Source organism: Anaerobacillus sp. QJM3NY_17 (assembly GCF_056173665.1).
The window spans coordinates 2,936,724-2,952,911 of sequence record NZ_CM149685.1 but is presented as its reverse complement, the minus strand read 5'-3'; the positions used below and the strand labels follow the sequence as shown (position 1 = coordinate 2,952,911).

The 16,188-nt window shown below is 40.7% G+C and carries 14 protein-coding genes and 1 other annotated feature; of the genes, 13 read left to right on the top strand and 1 reads right to left on the bottom strand.

The features are described 5' to 3' along the window. The first annotated feature begins 32 nt into the window (after window positions 1-32). Together AC0VYV_RS15520 and AC0VYV_RS15515 are read left to right on the top strand one after the other, a co-directional pair. Complete coding sequence (locus tag AC0VYV_RS15520; protein WP_160918640.1) at window positions 33-692, top strand: amino acid ABC transporter permease; 660 nt, start codon at window positions 33-35, stop codon at window positions 690-692. 21 nt (window positions 693-713) lie between these two features. Beyond that, window positions 714-1,454, top strand: a complete 741-nt coding sequence (locus tag AC0VYV_RS15515; protein WP_276511803.1) for an amino acid ABC transporter ATP-binding protein — start codon at window positions 714-716, stop codon at window positions 1,452-1,454. A 22-nt stretch (window positions 1,455-1,476) separates the two neighbouring features. On the opposite strand, the gene AC0VYV_RS15510 is transcribed toward AC0VYV_RS15515, so the two are convergent. Next, complete coding sequence (locus AC0VYV_RS15510) at window positions 1,477-1,953, bottom strand: LiaI-LiaF-like domain-containing protein (RefSeq protein ID WP_475365564.1); 477 nt, start codon at window positions 1,951-1,953, stop codon at window positions 1,477-1,479. A gap of 241 nt (window positions 1,954-2,194) precedes the next feature. Between AC0VYV_RS15510 and hemA the strand changes: the two genes are divergently transcribed. The 11 genes from hemA (at window position 2,195) to AC0VYV_RS15455 (ending at window position 16,185) form a co-directional block, all read left to right on the top strand. Beyond that, window positions 2,195-3,568, top strand: coding sequence for a glutamyl-tRNA reductase (gene hemA / locus AC0VYV_RS15505; protein ID WP_475365563.1), 1,374 nt, complete (start codon window positions 2,195-2,197; stop codon window positions 3,566-3,568). 17 nt (window positions 3,569-3,585) lie between these two features. Continuing rightward, window positions 3,586-4,413, top strand: coding sequence for a cytochrome c biogenesis protein (gene ccsA, locus AC0VYV_RS15500; RefSeq protein WP_194219380.1), 828 nt, complete (start codon window positions 3,586-3,588; stop codon window positions 4,411-4,413). Between the two features lie 30 nt (window positions 4,414-4,443). Further along, window positions 4,444-5,373: a hydroxymethylbilane synthase gene (gene hemC, locus AC0VYV_RS15495; protein WP_475365562.1), complete on the top strand. Its 930-nt coding sequence runs from the start codon at window positions 4,444-4,446 to the stop codon at window positions 5,371-5,373. Window positions 5,374-5,399: 26 nt separating this feature from the next. Further along, window positions 5,400-6,116, top strand: coding sequence for a uroporphyrinogen-III synthase (locus tag AC0VYV_RS15490; protein ID WP_475365561.1), 717 nt, complete (start codon window positions 5,400-5,402; stop codon window positions 6,114-6,116). Between the two features lie 12 nt (window positions 6,117-6,128). Next, window positions 6,129-7,106: a porphobilinogen synthase gene (gene hemB / locus AC0VYV_RS15485; RefSeq protein ID WP_430244006.1), complete on the top strand. Its 978-nt coding sequence runs from the start codon at window positions 6,129-6,131 to the stop codon at window positions 7,104-7,106. A 24-nt stretch (window positions 7,107-7,130) separates the two neighbouring features. After that, window positions 7,131-8,417 carry a glutamate-1-semialdehyde 2,1-aminomutase gene (gene hemL, locus AC0VYV_RS15480; RefSeq protein ID WP_404681437.1) on the top strand — a complete coding sequence of 429 codons (1,287 nt, stop codon included), beginning with the start codon at window positions 7,131-7,133 and terminating at the stop codon, window positions 8,415-8,417. 142 nt (window positions 8,418-8,559) lie between these two features. After that, window positions 8,560-9,594: a stage VI sporulation protein D gene (gene spoVID, locus AC0VYV_RS15475; protein WP_475365560.1), complete on the top strand. Its 1,035-nt coding sequence runs from the start codon at window positions 8,560-8,562 to the stop codon at window positions 9,592-9,594. 69 nt (window positions 9,595-9,663) lie between these two features. After that, window positions 9,664-10,527, top strand: a complete 864-nt coding sequence (locus tag AC0VYV_RS15470) for a hypothetical protein (RefSeq protein WP_430244008.1) — start codon at window positions 9,664-9,666, stop codon at window positions 10,525-10,527. Continuing rightward, entirely contained in the window at window positions 10,527-11,492 is a 966-nt protein-coding gene (locus AC0VYV_RS15465) for a phosphotransferase (protein WP_475365559.1), read from the top strand. Before AC0VYV_RS15470 ends, AC0VYV_RS15465 begins: the two co-directional genes overlap by 1 nt. Before the next feature lie 359 nt (window positions 11,493-11,851). Further along, window positions 11,852-12,076 (top strand) — a binding site (T-box leader). Between the two features lie 114 nt (window positions 12,077-12,190). Beyond that, window positions 12,191-14,833 (top strand): valine--tRNA ligase, encoded by a 2,643-nt coding sequence (locus AC0VYV_RS15460; protein ID WP_430244348.1) that lies wholly within the window; start codon window positions 12,191-12,193, stop codon window positions 14,831-14,833. Window positions 14,834-14,889: 56 nt separating this feature from the next. After that, a complete protein-coding gene (locus AC0VYV_RS15455) occupies window positions 14,890-16,185 on the top strand; it encodes a bifunctional folylpolyglutamate synthase/dihydrofolate synthase (RefSeq protein WP_475367777.1) in 1,296 nt (431 codons plus the stop codon). Window positions 16,186-16,188 lie beyond the last annotated feature (3 nt).

The following is a 16,188-nucleotide window of genomic DNA, read 5'->3' as shown; positions in this document are numbered from 1 at the left end:
TACGTTACCGAATTCTAAGGAGCTGATCGCACTTGCCAACTTTTGCTCATTTTTTTGAAACATTATTAGAAAGCTACCCAGTTTTCTTTGAAGGTTTATGGCTAACGATTCGAGTTACATTTGTATCTGTTTTGATAGCTGTTTTTATTGGACTGTTTTTTGCACTTTTTAAAATATCTCAATCAAAAATACTTAATTGGATTGCGAATGTGTATATCGCTGTCATTCGAGGTACACCACTTATTGTGCAAATCTTTATTTTCTATTTTGGTTTAACTGAATTCAACATTCCGAAATTCTGGGCTGCTTCGATCGGACTTGCTCTCCATAATGGGGCTTATATTGCAGAGATCTTTCGAGGTTCGATTCAATCAATCGACAAAGGTCAGATGGAAGCAGGACGCTCTCTTGGAATGAGTCATACTCTTGCTATGAGACGGATTATCCTTCCACAAGCATTCAGACGAGCACTTCCGCCACTGGGTAACCAATTTATCATTGGTTTGAAAGATTCCTCTCTAGCAGCCTTTATTGCTCTACCAGAATTGTTTAGCGTTGCGACTACGCAGGGAGCAAGAACGTTTGATGAAATGACGTATTTACTTATAGTTGCTGTATATTATCTTGTGTTGGTTCTAATCTTTACGTTCTTAGTTAACCTTCTTGAGAAACGACTATCAGCTAGTGATTAAGAAACCAGAGAGGTGTTAGAAATGGCCGAAAAAGCTGAAATGATTCGAGTAGAGAAATTGAACAAATCCTTTGGTGACCTCCATGTCCTTAAGGATATTGATCTTGAAGTTAATGAAAGTGACGTTGTTGTTCTGATTGGAGCTAGTGGTTCAGGTAAAAGCACATTGCTACGCTGTATGAATTTTCTTGAAATCAAGAATAGCGGGAATGTCATCATTGAGGGTGAAACAATCGATCCTAAAAGAAATGATCTAAATAAAGTAAGGCAGCGTGTTGGAATGGTATTTCAACATTTCAACTTATTCCCCCATAAATCCGTTTTAGAAAACGTTATCGAAGCACCGTTAATGGTTAAGAAATTGAAGCGTGCTGAGGCTGAGAAAGAAGGCAAAGAACTTCTTGCGAAAGTAGGGCTAGCTGATAAAGCAAATGTGTATCCGAACAAACTTTCAGGTGGGCAAAAGCAGCGAGTTGCAATAGCACGTTCACTCGCGATGAAGCCAGACATTATGCTTTTTGATGAGCCGACTTCGGCGCTAGATCCTGAACTTGTAGGAGAGGTTCTTTCAACTATGAAGGAATTAGCGAAAGAGGGAATGACCATGGTGGTGGTCACACATGAAATGGGCTTTGCACGCGAAGTGGGAGACTGGGTCGTATACATGCACGACGGTAAAATTGTAGAGAAGGGTCACCCGAACGAACTGTTCAACGATCCAAAAGAACAGAGAACACAAGACTTTTTAAGTTCAATTCTATAAAAAAGTAAGGAGCTGCTGCTCCTTACTTTTTTTTTGTTACAAGATAGATACCGATTGCAATTAAAGCAAGAGGCCAGAATTTTCCTACGAAAGAAAAAGTAGTCGTAAGCCAAATTTCTAACCCGGTGTATAGAAGTTCAATAATGGATATGGCAAGTAGAATTAAACCTGGAATGAGGCCTGTTTTCTTGGTCTTATAATATGTAACGAGATAGGCAGCACTTAATATAAGGGTATACATGCCCCAGCTGTCTGGCCAGATAGCGAGTTTATTGACGAAGTAGAAATGGACACCAAGGCCAAGTAGGAGTACTCCAGGAAAAAGCATGTTTCCTTCTCTCGCAATAAAGCCTTGAATCATCATCGCTACACCGATAACGATTAGGATTATTTGCCAATTCATTAGTTGTTCAGAAAAAGGCAGATTTAACGTTTGTGAGAGATAATAAAGGCCGATTCCAATAAATAAAACACCCGGAAAAATACTTTGACGTTTCAATGAAAATCCTCCTATTGTCAGAAATACGCATTTTTTGCTATACAATTGATTTTCTGGTACATTAATAGTTGTATGACTACTAATAATATGCAGAGATAATACTTTCTTCATCATATCATAATTGCTTTCATAGTCTGTTCACATTTCATAACTCTGTGAGTTTTGTCACATGTTACAATAATTAGAGACGGTATGATAGCAAAAGATTAGTTTTAGCTAACAATTTTTTGGGGGTGGAACGATGCACATCCTGGTCGTAGGGTTGAACCACAAAACAGCCCCTGTTGAAATACGAGAGAAACTTTCCTTTCAGGAGAACGAATTGCCTGAAGCGCTAGATAAGTTGCGTCACTCTAAAAGTATTCTAGAAGCGGTGATCTTATCAACATGTAACCGTACAGAGTTATATGTTGTTGCTGATCAGCTTCATACAGGGAGATATTATTCAAAAGCTTTTCTATCTGAATGGTTTGGAATTGAGAAAGAAGAATTTTCACCATATCTAGTGATTCGCGAAAACGATGCGGCAACAGAACATCTTTATCGTGTAGCCGCTGGACTTGATTCGCTTGTCATCGGGGAGACGCAAATCCTTGGACAAGTTCGTGATGCTTTCTTGCTTGCTCAGGATTCAGAGACAACAGGAACGATTTTTAACCAGCTTTTTAAACAAGCGATTACTCTTGCTAAACGATCACATTCCGAAACCGAAATTGGAGAAAATGCCGTTTCGGTGAGCTATGCTGCGGTCGAATTAGCCAAGAAGATCTTTGGTGGACTTCAAAATAAACACGTTGTCATTCTTGGCGCAGGCAAAATGGGGGAACTCACTGCTAAGAATTTGCAAAGCAACGGTGTAGACCAAGTGACGGTCGTAAATCGAACGCTTGAGAAAGCGACAGAGCTTGCTTCGCGTTTTAAAGGACAGGCTCGTTCTATGGATGAAGTAGAAACTGCGCTTGCTGATGCAGACATTCTAATCAGTTCAACAGGCTCAACAAGTTATGTTCTAACAGAACAAAATGTCAAACCTCTACTTAAAAAGCGAAGAGGTCGTCCATTGTTTATGGTAGATATTGCTGTTCCAAGAGATCTAGATCCATCACTTAATAATATGGACTCTGTTTTCTTATACGATATTGACGATCTAGAAGGGATTGTCGAAACAAACATTGCAGAGCGTAAGAAGGAAGCAGAGAAAATTGAACTTATGATTGAAGAAGATCTAGTTCAATTTAGAGATTGGCTCAATACACTTGGAGTTGTACCGATGATTACAGCATTACGTACGAAGGCACTTGCGATTCAAGCAGAAACAATGAATAGTATTGAACGCAAACTGCCTAATTTAACAGATCGGGAACGAAAAGTATTGAGTAAGCATACGAAAAGTATAGTGAACCAGCTGCTACGTGATCCTATAGTGCGAGTGAAGGAGATGGCTGCAGAGCCAAATGCAGAAGAGTCGCTTGAGATCTTCACTAAAATATTTGCGATTGAAGAAGAGATTGAGAGAGAACTCCATAAGCAAAGAGTGAAAGAAAACGAAGAAAAAAGACAGCATGAATCCGTTGACTACTCCCCTTTATTACAGGTATCGCAGTTGCGCTCCTAGGAGAGGAGACATGATTTGTGACGAACGCCAGCTGGCTTTATGATATAACGATATTACTTTATGCACTTAGTGTACTTGGGTATTTTATTGATTTCTTGCAGAACAACCGGAAAGTAAATCAGTTTGCTTTCTGGTTGCTTTCTATTGTCTGGATCCTGCAAAGTGCGTTTCTTGTAACGCAGATTATTGAAATTGGCGGCTTCCCGATTTTAACACCTTTTGAGGGGTTATTTTTTTATGCGTGGGTGATTGTCTCACTATCACTCTTAATTAATTGGTTTTTTCGAGTCGATTTCTTTGTCTTTTTTGCAAATGTACTCGGTTTCAGTATCATGGCCATCAACTTATTTGCTACTCGAGAGCAGGCATCGAGTTTACTCACAGAACAGCTTATGTCTGAGCTTTCGATTATTCATATTACGATGGCTTTCTTATCATATGGAGCATTTTCACTTTCCTTTATTTTCTCGATTATGTATTTAACTCTCTATCAAATGTTAAAAGGCAAGAAGTGGAGCAAACGACTGAGAAGATTTGGGGATTTGTCACAGCTTGAGAAATTGTCTTATTTATGTAGCGTTCTGGGTGTGCCGCTTTTGTTACTGAGCCTGATTTTAGGAATCGTATGGGCGATCTTGAAAGTAGATACATTCAGCTTACTGGATGCAAAGGTTATTATCTCTTTCTTTGTTCTTGGCGCATATAGTACGTATTTATATCAAAAGGTAGCTAGAGATATGGAAGGGAAATCCCTTGCTTTATGGAACGTAGCGGCGTTTCTTATCGTTTTAATTAATGTCTTCCTTTCTGGAACATTTTCAGAATTCCATTTCTGGTATGTATAAGGGGAGCACTGAAAGTTTGGAGGATAAATAATGCGTAAAATCGTAGTTGGTTCAAGAAGAAGTAAATTAGCGATCACTCAAACAAAATGGGTGATCAGTAAACTAAAGGAATTAAATCCGGATGTTGATTTTGAAATCAAAGAGATTGTCACTCGTGGTGATAAAATTCTTGATGTTACGCTCTCAAAAGTTGGGGGAAAAGGACTATTTGTGAAGGAAATTGAAGACGCCATGTTAAGAGGAGATATTGATATGGCGGTTCATAGTATGAAGGATATGCCTTCTATTTTGCCTGAAGGATTAATGATTGGGTGTATACCTGAACGTGAAGATCATCGAGATGTGATTATTTCTGAATCGAAGAAGACGTTCAGAGAGCTTCCAGAAGGTGCCGTAATAGGAACTAGCAGTTTGAGACGTGGTGCACAGTTGAAAGCCATTCGTCCGGATGTGGAGATTAAGTGGATTCGCGGAAATATTGACACGCGTATACGTAAGCTTACAGATGAAGATTTTGACGCCATTGTACTAGCTGCAGCGGGTCTACACCGTATGGGGTGGTCAAAGGAGATTGTTACAGAATACCTTGATCCTGATTTGTGTGTACCGGCTGTTGGACAAGGTGCTTTATCGATTGAATGTCGAGAAAGTGATGATGAGCTACGAGCTATTTTAAATCAATTCAGTGATTATGAAACGACGAAAACAGTATTAGCGGAGCGAGCTTTTCTTCATACCCTCGAAGGTGGATGTCAGGTGCCGATTGCCGGTCATGCGACGCTTAAGGATGAGACGCTTACGGTTACTGGATTAGTGGGAGAACCTGATGGTTCGATCATTATTAAAGAAATGGAAATTGGTGATGATCCTATCCAGGTAGGGAACACACTTGCAAATAGAATGAAAGAACAGGGAGCTAAGGATATCCTCGACCGTGTGAAAGAAGAATTAGACCAATGATCTCGCCGCTCTCAGGAAAGCGTGTATTGGTCACGAGAGCTCGGGAGCAGGCAACATCATTTACGAAATTAATTGAAGAAAAAGAGGGGATTTCTATTGAAATCCCTCTTATTTCATTCGAATCTCGGAATCAATTGTTGAATTCGATCACGTTGAGTGAATATAGCTGGATTGTGTTTACAAGTGCGAATGGTGTGCGGTTTTTCTTGAAGCAAGCGAAGGTTCCAATAGGTGTAAAGGTTGCAGCGGTTGGAAGTAAAACAGCTAAGGCCCTAAAGCGATATGGGATTGAAATCAATCTTATGCCAAAGGATTTTATAGCAGAAGGGCTTGTAGCTGCTTTGTCTCGCAAGGCTGACCCAAATGAGAAGATGCTATTACCAAGAGGGAATCTTGGTCGAGCAGTATTGCCGGGGCAATTAAGGGATCTTGGATTTAACGTAACTGACTTACCTATCTATGACACAGTCATTCCTTACGAGTCCAGGGCAGCATTGAAAAGAGTGATTGAAGAGCGGGAGTGTGATGTGATTACGTTCACTTCTTCGTCAACGGTCCACCATTTTAATCAACTTCTTCAAGCCGAGAATTTGAAAGATAAGCTTAAAGGGATCACAATAGTGGTAATCGGACCTATTACTGAAAAGACGCTACTGTCTTATGGGATCGTACCTCAGGTAGTCCCTGATCAATATACAATTGAAGGAATGCTTGATAGCCTTGAGCATTTCTTTGAAAAATAGGAGGAAAGTATAATGGAAACAGGAAACTTTCATCGTCATCGTCGTTTAAGACGATCTGAATCAATGAGATCACTCGTGAGAGAAACCTATTTACATAAAGAGGATTTCATCTATCCCATATTTGCAGTTGAAGAAGAGAATGTAAAACGCGAAATTCCTTCTATGCCTGGTGTTTATCACTATTCATTAGACCGTTTGAATGAAGAGGTACAGGAAGTTGTTGACCTTGGCATTAAGTCAATTATGATGTTTGGTGTACCAAATCACAAGGATGCGGTTGGATCAGAAGCATACTGTGATACTGGAATCGTGCAAAGAGCTATTGCACAAATTAAAGAAGCGTTTCCTGAATTAACTGTTATTGCAGATACATGTCTTTGTCAATATACGGATCATGGCCATTGTGGTGTGATCGAAAACGGGTATGTACAAAATGACCAGTCTCTAGAGTTACTTACTAAAACAGCGGTTTCTCAAGCGAAAGCTGGAGCAGATATGATTGCACCGTCGAATATGATGGATGGGTTTGTATCAGCTATTCGCAAGGGTCTTGATGAAGCGGGCTTTGTTGACGTCCCGGTGATGAGCTATGCTGTGAAATTCTCATCTGCTTTCTATGGTCCTTTCCGCGATGCGGCTCATAGTACTCCGCAGTTCGGAGATCGTAAAACGTATCAAATGGATCCTGCTAATCGACTCGAAGCTATTCGAGAAGCAGAGAGCGATATCGCAGAAGGGGCAGATTTCTTAATGGTTAAACCGGCTCTTTCTTATCTTGATATCATTCGTGAACTGAAAGATCGTTATCCTCTACCGATGGTTGCCTATAATGTAAGTGGGGAATATTCCATGATAAAGGCTGCGAGTCAGAACGGGTGGCTAAATGAACAAGAGGTTGTCCTTGAGAAATTAACAAGCATGAAGCGCGCAGGAGCAGATTTAATTATCACATATTTTGCGAAAGATGCTGCTCGCTGGCTAGATCAATAGAACTGAAAGAGAGGGGTTGTAAAAATGGGTAATTTTGATCGTTCTAAGGAAGCTTTTCAAGAAGCATCTAAAGTAATGCCAGGTGGTGTGAACAGTCCAGTTAGGGCGTTTAAATCAGTTGGTATGGATCCTATTTTTATGGAAAAAGGAAAAGGATCTAAAATTTATGATATCGACCAAAATGAGTATATTGATTACGTCCTTTCGTACGGACCACTTATTCTCGGTCATGCTGATGAACAGGTTGTTGATCGCCTTAAAGCTGTGACAGAGCTTGGAACGAGCTTTGGTGCACCAAGTAAGTATGAAACGAAACTAGCTGAACTAGTGATTGATCGAGTCCCATCTATTGAAATTGTTCGTATGGTGAATTCAGGAACGGAAGCCACTATGAGTGCTTTACGTTTAGCTAGAGGATATACTGGCCGTAATAAAATCCTTAAGTTTGAAGGCTGCTATCATGGTCATGGGGATTCGTTATTAATAAAAGCAGGTTCAGGTGTTGCAACGCTTGGGCTACCTGACAGTCCTGGCGTACCTGAGGGAATTGCGAAAAACACGATTACGGTTCCATATAATGATCTTGAAAGCTTACGTTACGCATTCAAAGAATTTGGAGATGACATTGCCGGCGTCATTATTGAACCTGTAGCAGGTAACATGGGGGTCGTCCCACCACAGCAGGGCTATCTTGAAGAAATTCGTAAGATAACGGAAGAGAATGGCACACTTCTTATTTTTGATGAAGTTATGACAGGCTTCCGCGTTGGGTATAATTGCGCTCAAGGATATTACAATGTTACACCCGATCTTACGTGTCTAGGTAAAGTTATTGGCGGTGGGCTCCCTGTTGGCGCTTACGGCGGTAAGAAAGAAATCATGGACCAAATCGCACCAAGCGGTCCGATTTATCAAGCGGGAACGTTAAGTGGAAATCCGCTAGCTATGACGGCTGGGTATGAAACCTTATCGCAACTCACACCAGAAAGTTATGAGGAATTTGAACGGAAAGCAGAGCGACTTGGAGAAGGACTTTCAAAAGCTGCTGCAAAATACAATATCCCTCATACAGTAAATCGTGCAGGATCGATGGTTGGTTTCTTCTTTACTAATGAAGATGTGATTAATTTTGAAACAGCATCCTCTTCAAATCTTGAACATTTTACAAACTATTTTAAAGAAATGCTTGAACAAGGGATTTCACTTCCCCCTTCTCAATTTGAAGGAATGTTCTTGTCAACCGCCCATACAGATCACGATATTGATGAAACGATTGCGGCTGCAGAAGCGGCTTTCTCTAAACTAGTCTAACCTAAAGCTACCGGCATTTGCCGGTAGCTTTTTCTATGATAAGAAATTGAAAACTTCTTCATTCTTTTTCAATTTAGACATAATCCTGTGAATCACTCATACATGTGTAATGTATGGATAATGTTTGAAAGGAGGAGAAGGCATGCCTGAAGGCTCATATTTGCATTTCTCCGTGGAGGAGCAGGTCTGGTTAAAGAAAGGACAGGAAGTTGAAGAGGTTCTATCTATCTCACTTGACCCTGAAATTTCGATTGAAGAGTATGAGGATTATGTAGCTGTGAAAGGCTGTTTATATTTAACGGGTGAATATTTGCAGCGTGACCAAACAGATGAGGAAGTTATTAACGAAGCTTCCCCTTATCGTTCCATTCATGAGGTGAACGTTAGAGAAGATGGTACAGCGTCAATGGGGCATCGTTTCCCTGTTGATATTACGATTCCAGCAAGCCGTATAAGGAGTCTCGAGGAAATTTTCGTTACGGTTGACACGTTTGATTACTCTCTAGTGGAAGAGAATTGCCTTCAGTTGAAAGCAGATATTTCCATTAGTGGCATTCAGGGGGATCAAAATCGTGTGGAAGAGGACGAAGCTGAACTATACGTTGTAGAAGAGGACGAAGGGACAGAGGATTATACAACAGAGGAAGATGCAATCTGGGAGAATGATATTAAATACGTTGATGACAATGAGGAAGAATCATTGGAACAGGCCTATCATTTACGCGCTCCACAAGTAGGTATGAGAGCTAAGTCAGACTCATATGAAGTAAATGAACTAGAGAACGATGATCAAGAGCAGCCGGAACCCACGTATGACTTTCTCACGAGAATGGCTAGGCAAATGGATGGTTCCAATGAATATAATAACCAGCCAATCGTAGAAGAAACGAGGTCATATCAAGACGATCATTATAACTATGAAGAGGAGGAACAAGAGCGTCAGGAAAACCGGAATCAAGCACCGCGCGAAGAAAATGCGCTCTATCTTACAAGTATGCTGACAAAAGAAGAAGAACAATTTTCGAGAATGAAGATGTGTATTATCCAGCCTGGGGATTCGTTAACCGAAATAGCGGAACGCTATCGAGTCCTACCAAGTCATCTTGCGCGCGTTAATCGACTTGAGGAAGATGAAGTGAAGGAAGGACAGATCTTATATATTCCTGTCAATCGTTAACTTAAATTGTTTGCTGCCCCTACCTTTTGGAATGTTGCAAATAAGGTAGGGGATAAAGGGGTAATTGAAATGGATCTCGTAGCGATCATTGAAGAGAAGTATGATCTAAAAGTTGTCCAATGGTTAGAGAAACCACAATTGATCATGACCCATTTAGGTAAAAGAAAACTATCATACTGGCGGGATCGGGATTTGCTTGAGTATCATCTCAACTTCCGTGACCGTCTTTTTTCTCAACATGGACTTCTTTGTAATCGAATGATTCGAACAAGTGAAGGGAAAGGATTTATCCGAATAGAAAACGATTATTTGACTATACATGATCATGTAGAAGAAGTTTACCCATTGGACGTCGTTCCTGAAATGAAAGGATATTTACTTGCGACACTACTAAGTACCGGAGATGAGAAGGCTACTCTTACATTAGATTTCCCTTATCGTAAGACGTTAGAAGAGTTATCATCTATAAAATTAACGTATAAGGAACAATACTTGTTACTTGTTAACCTTATTCCAGAAGTGAAAAAGCGTCTGAATTTTGAGGTGTGTTATTCGCTTCCATTCATTCCATTTACTCACCAAGTTTTAAAAGAGGTTTTAGGCCAAATCTACTTTGAAAGTAGCGACGAATCACCTGTTTCTGCTTCCGAAGTTATTAGGAAAGAAGTTCAATCCTGGTATGCTCTTAAAAACTCCCATCATTTTGTAAAATGCTTTGAAGCGTTAGTGAATGGCGTGGAAGACGATATGAAACACAGACTTATTCAGGCTATTTTTGCTCCATGGGAGTGGCAGGAGTGTATTCAGGCATTGCAATCGAATATGAATGACCCTGATCAGGTCATGAAAGAGTTTATTGATAAGTGGGAAGCAAATAGAGATATGTTAAGGGAACTTGAGCTCTCCCTTTCAGATAGGAGGGTTACCTTCTAATGAGCGATCCAGCACTCTTATTTCAATATGATTTATATCCTGAACGGGTTGTACAAATGGGGAAAATCACAAAGATCGAAACAGAGAGAGGCGCGTTTGCTTTAAAAAAAACGAAGCTTAGTAAAGAACAGATGGATCGTATGCTTTATCTAGAGGAGCGGTTTAAACAGCTGAAATTCGAAGGTTATGTACCGCTTGTTCGAACAAAGTATGGGGATTCCTTCGTTTATCAAGGGAACAACATCGTTTATTTAACGCCATGGGTAGATGAAAGGGAAACAAGTCCGGCTCAGAAAAATGAGCTTCTCGTTCATAACCTAGCTGAATTACATGGCTATACTGCTAAAGAGCAAGCTTTTTCTGAAGAAGTGATCAAACAGTCGTATCAGAAAATGGTTTTATTAAGAGAAAGTAGACAATTTGAAATGGAGAAATACGTAAGTCAAATTGAAAAACGCATTTATCTTTCGCCATTTGAGCTTACCTTTGTATCACATTTTCACATGCTGATGAGGTATTGTGAGCTCGCGAAAAGAAGATTAGATGACTGGTATGAGCAAATTCTGGAAACAAAACGGTATCGAAGTGTTCTCTGTCACGGAAAATGCTCTCCTTCTCATTATGTATCAAGCGGGGGGAGAGGGTATTTCATTAATTTCGAAAAGTCAGTTAGCGATACTCCTATAAGGGATGTTGCTTATTTTATTCGCTCATCTATTCAACCTTTTCAATTCAACCCTGCTGCCACAACTGCTCATCTTGCCAGATATGAAGCCCAATTTTCTCTTAATGATGAGGAAAAGGAGCTTCTTGCAAGCTATTTATATTTTCCAGAGTCGGTTTTTAATAGCGTGTCATTATTTAATGAAAACCGACAACAATGGCCACATATTAAGCATGTCCGCCTATTTACGAAAAAAATAGAAGTGATGAATGGGATAAATAACGTTCTAGAAAGCTTCTAGATCCATTCAAAGTAAAAGCACACTTCTAAGGCAACAAGGATTATTAATATGAGTACATCTATAGATGTTGGAAAAAGGATTGTTCGGATCGTTTGAAACACAATAAACGGAGGTACGAACTGAGCGCAAATATCTCTGAACTTATATAACGAGGGTGGGATCTGAAAGCGATTCATTCCACCAAACCGTTTTTTCATATCAGGTATTCCCCTTTGTTTTCAGTTATTGTTACAAATAGACTATGTGGGAAGTTGGAATTGGGTGATTAAGGCGGGAGCGAACTGGCTAAGCTAAGAAAAAGGGCTCTTATGATCTTGACGATCTCGAATCAAAAAGGTAAACTTAGTGATACAAATAGTCGACAGGCAAAGATAGGGAGTAGTAGAATGTGAACCCTTCAGAGAGAGAAGTCATTTGCTGAAAGATTTCTCAGGATCGTAGCATTCGAAGTCGCCCTTGAGCTGTTTCTCTGAACGAGTAGTAGGAGAATCCGGTAATCCCGTTATTCGAATGAAGCGTACAGCTAACGTTTATTTAGCTGTAAATAAAGGTGGTACCGCGAAAATACTTCTTTCGTCCTTTTCCTAAGGATGGAGGAAGTTTTTTTGTTGTCTAAAAAGCTTACACCTTCGTGGAAAGAGAACAAGGAAAGCCGAAGAAATGTCCTGAGACTTATTGAATGGAAAGGAAGAGTGACAATGGCGAATAAAGAGCTAACGATGCCGACGAAGTACGACCCGAAGGCAACAGAGCAGAAATGGTACCCGTATTGGGTAGATGGCAAATTTTTTGAGGCAACAGGTGATAAAGATAAAGAACCTTATACAATTGTAATCCCCCCGCCGAACGTTACAGGTAAACTACACCTCGGGCATGCTTGGGATACAACGCTTCAAGATATTCTATCGCGTGTAAAGCGTATGCAGGGATATGATGTTCTCTGGCTTCCAGGAATGGACCATGCTGGGATTGCGACACAGGCAAAAGTTGAAGGGAAGCTCCGCGAAGAAGGTACCTCGCGCTATGACCTTGGCCGAGAGAAGTTCCTAGAGAAGTCGTGGGAATGGAAAGAAGAGTATGCGGATTTTATTCGTAGCCAGTGGGCGAAGCTTGGTCTTTCTCTAGATTATTCAAGAGAGCGTTTTACACTTGATAACGGTCTTTCTGATGCAGTACGTGAAGTATTTGTGAAGCTATATGAGAAGGGCTTAATTTATCGCGGTGAATATATTATCAACTGGGACCCACAAACAAAAACGGCCCTTTCAGATATTGAAGTTATTCACCAGGAAGTAACTGGTCACTTCTATCATATGCGCTATCCTCTTGCAGATGGCTCAGGACATATCGAAATTGCAACAACGCGTCCTGAAACAATGCTAGGTGACTCAGGTATTGCGGTTCATCCAAAAGATGAGCGCTACAAGCACCTAGTTGGCAAGAAAGCGATTTTGCCAATTGTAGGTCGTGAAATTGAAATTGTTGCGGATGATTACGTTGATATGGAATTTGGTTCAGGCGCTGTGAAAATCACTCCAGCTCACGATCCGAATGACTTCGAAATTGGTAACCGTCATAACCTTGAGCGCATTCTCGTAATGAATGAAGATGGGTCAATGAATGAGAATGCCGGAGAGTACAAGGGCATGGACCGATTTGAATGCCGTAAGAAACTTGTGAAAGATTTACAGGATAAAGGAATCTTATTTAACATTGAAGAGCACGTTCATTCCGTAGGTCATTCTGAGCGAAGCGGTGCTGTTGTCGAACCTTATCTTTCAACACAGTGGTTTGTTAAAATGGGGCCTCTTGCTGAGCAGGCGATTGCTCTTCAGAAGTCAGACGACAAAGTGAACTTTGTACCTGAGCGTTTTGAAAAAACGTATTTAAATTGGATTGAGAACATTCGTGACTGGTGTATTTCAAGACAGCTTTGGTGGGGGCATCGTATTCCGGCGTGGCATCATAAAGAAACTGGAGAGATCCACGTTGGACTGGAAGAGCCAGCTGATATTGAAAACTGGGAGCAAGACGTTGATGTTCTAGATACGTGGTTTAGTTCAGCGCTTTGGCCTTTTTCTACAATGGGATGGCCAAACGAAGACGCTGAAGACTTTAACCGTTTCTACCCAACAAACGTTCTAGTAACGGGTTATGACATTATTTATTTCTGGGTAGCTCGTATGATCTTCCAGGGTATTGAATTTACAGAGCAGCGCCCGTTTAACGACGTCCTCATTCATGGACTTGTACGTGATTCTGAAGGACGTAAGATGAGTAAATCGCTCGGTAACGGTGTCGATCCAATGGATGTCATTGAGAAGTACGGTGCTGATTCCCTTCGTTTCTTCCTATCCACTGGCTCATCACCAGGTCAGGATCTCCGTTTCTATTGGGAAAAGGTAGAGTCTACGTGGAACTTTGCTAATAAAATTTGGAACGCTTCTCGTTTTGCTTTAATGAATATGGATGGCATGACGTATGAAGAACTTGATTTAACAGGTGAAAAATCGACAGCTGATAAATGGATTTTAACTCGCTTAAACGATACGATTGAACAAGTGACGCGCCTGATTAATAACTATGAGTTTGGTGAAGTGGGTCGCTACCTTTACAACTTTATCTGGGATGACTTCTGTGATTGGTATATTGAAATGGCTAAACTACCGCTCTATGGTGAAGACGAAGTAGCTAAGAAAACAACTCGTTCTGTTCTAGCTTATGTACTTGATCAAACGATGCGTCTTCTGCATCCATTCATGCCTTATCTTACTGAAGAAATCTGGCAACACCTTCCTCATGAAGGTGAATCGATTACCGTTGCAAGCTGGCCAGTAAAGAACGAAGAACTTCACTTCCAAGAAGCTGCTGCTGATATGGCGCTTCTAACGGAAGTTATTCGTTCAGTACGTAACATTCGAGCTGAAATGAATGTGGCACCAAGCAAGCCGATTGAACTTCGTATTAAGCCGAAATCAGCTGATACTCAGAAACAGCTTGAGCAAAATAGTCAATACATCGAACGCTTCTGTAACCCAGAAACCTTGACTATTTCAGCGGAACTTCAGGCACCGGAAAAATCGATGACGGCTGTTGTATCTGGAGCTGAATTATTCTTGCCGCTTGAAGGGTTAATCAATATTGATGAAGAAATCGAGCGTCTAAAAGGAGAAATGAAGAAGCTAGATTCTGAAGTTGATCGTGTTCAGAAGAAGCTCGCTAATGAACGCTTTATTAGCAAAGCTCCTGAGAAAGTCGTCGAAGAAGAACGAGCGAAAGAAAAGGATTATCTTGAGAGACGAAGCAACGTAGAAGCTCGTATAAACGAACTAAAAAAATAAGAAAATGACGAATCTCTTTTAGAGATTCGTCTTCTTTTAAGGAAGGAGCGGGACGCATGTTTCACTCATATGACGAAGCGGTGAGTTGGATTCATAGTTTATTAAATCATGGCATAAAACCAGGTTTAGAGCGTATGGAATGGATGCTGGATCAGCTCGATCATCCAGAAAGACGGTTAAAAACGGTACACGTTGGCGGAACGAACGGAAAAGGATCAACCGTTACGTACTTGCGGACGGTGCTCGAAGAGTCAGGATATGAAGTAGGAAGCTTTACTTCTCCTTATATTGAATCGTTTAGCGAACGAATCGCTATTAATGGACAACCGATTAATGAAGAAGACTTAGTTGCTCTATGCAATCGTGTTCAGCCTCTTGTTGAGATGGCTGCTGTCTCTCCGCTTGGGTCACCAACTGAATTTGAAGTGATTACGGTTATCGCTCTCTTATATTTTGGGACAATTGCCTATCCAGACCTTGTTTTGATGGAAGTTGGTCTTGGCGGACGATTTGATTCAACCAATATTATTCACCCGCTTGTAAGTGTGATTACAAATGTCGGATACGATCATACGCACATCCTTGGGAGTGATATTAAGCAAATTGCTTATGAAAAAGCGGGGATCATTAAGTCAGGGGTTCCTCTTGTGACAACTGCTGAAAAAGAAGAGGTACTCACTCTTTTACATGAAACGACCAAATCGAAAAAGACGAAAATTTATCGATTGAATGAAGAGTTTTCTATTAAGGAGCAAATGAGTGATAAGGAAGGGGAGCGTTTTTCTTTTCAATCACCTTACCGTAAACTAGAAAATCTACACATTCAGATGAAGGGTGAGCACCAGGTAAAAAATGCAGGCGCAGCGCTTATGACACTTGAATATTTACGTGTTTTCTATGGTCTACATATTGAACAGGATATGATTCAGCGCGGACTGGAGAGAGCAACGTGGCCAGGTCGATTTGAACAGCTTCGTTCAAATCCGACTATTGTTGTGGACGGTGCGCACAATCCGGAAGGTGTCGAAAGTCTTGCTAACACGCTTAAGCAGCATTACCCTGAGACACGCATACATGTTATCTTTAGTGCTCTTGGTGATAAAGATATTGAATCGATGCTAAAACCACTTTATCTTCTAATTGAGACTATTTCGTTTACTACCTTTGAATTTCCAAGAGCTATATCAGGTGAGGAGTTGTCGAATAAAGCGACTTTTGCTAATAAGAGATATGAGGAAAACTGGCGGAAAGCCATCCAGGTGATGATGGATGAGATGATTGAAAATGACCTGCTTCTGATAACGGGCTCTCTTTACTTTGTCTCTGAAGTTCGCCGTTTTCTAAAAAATTAGAAT

What these genes read in the sequence shown, in the direction of transcription:
- AC0VYV_RS15465 (WP_475365559.1), top strand. Translation starts at nt 10,527, where the DNA reads ATGAGCGATCCAGCACTCTTATTTCAATATGATTTATATCCTGAACGG.
- AC0VYV_RS15455 (WP_475367777.1), top strand. Translation starts at nt 14,890, where the DNA reads ATGTTTCACTCATATGACGAAGCGGTGAGTTGGATTCATAGTTTATTA.
- hemL (WP_404681437.1), top strand. Translation starts at nt 7,131, where the DNA reads ATGGGTAATTTTGATCGTTCTAAGGAAGCTTTTCAAGAAGCATCTAAA.
- AC0VYV_RS15515 (WP_276511803.1), top strand. Translation starts at nt 714, where the DNA reads ATGGCCGAAAAAGCTGAAATGATTCGAGTAGAGAAATTGAACAAATCC.
- hemC (WP_475365562.1), top strand. Translation starts at nt 4,444, where the DNA reads ATGCGTAAAATCGTAGTTGGTTCAAGAAGAAGTAAATTAGCGATCACT.
- AC0VYV_RS15460 (WP_430244348.1), top strand. Translation starts at nt 12,191, where the DNA reads ATGGCGAATAAAGAGCTAACGATGCCGACGAAGTACGACCCGAAGGCA.
- AC0VYV_RS15470 (WP_430244008.1), top strand. Translation starts at nt 9,664, where the DNA reads ATGGATCTCGTAGCGATCATTGAAGAGAAGTATGATCTAAAAGTTGTC.
- hemB (WP_430244006.1), top strand. Translation starts at nt 6,129, where the DNA reads ATGGAAACAGGAAACTTTCATCGTCATCGTCGTTTAAGACGATCTGAA.
- hemA (WP_475365563.1), top strand. Translation starts at nt 2,195, where the DNA reads ATGCACATCCTGGTCGTAGGGTTGAACCACAAAACAGCCCCTGTTGAA.
- spoVID (WP_475365560.1), top strand. Translation starts at nt 8,560, where the DNA reads ATGCCTGAAGGCTCATATTTGCATTTCTCCGTGGAGGAGCAGGTCTGG.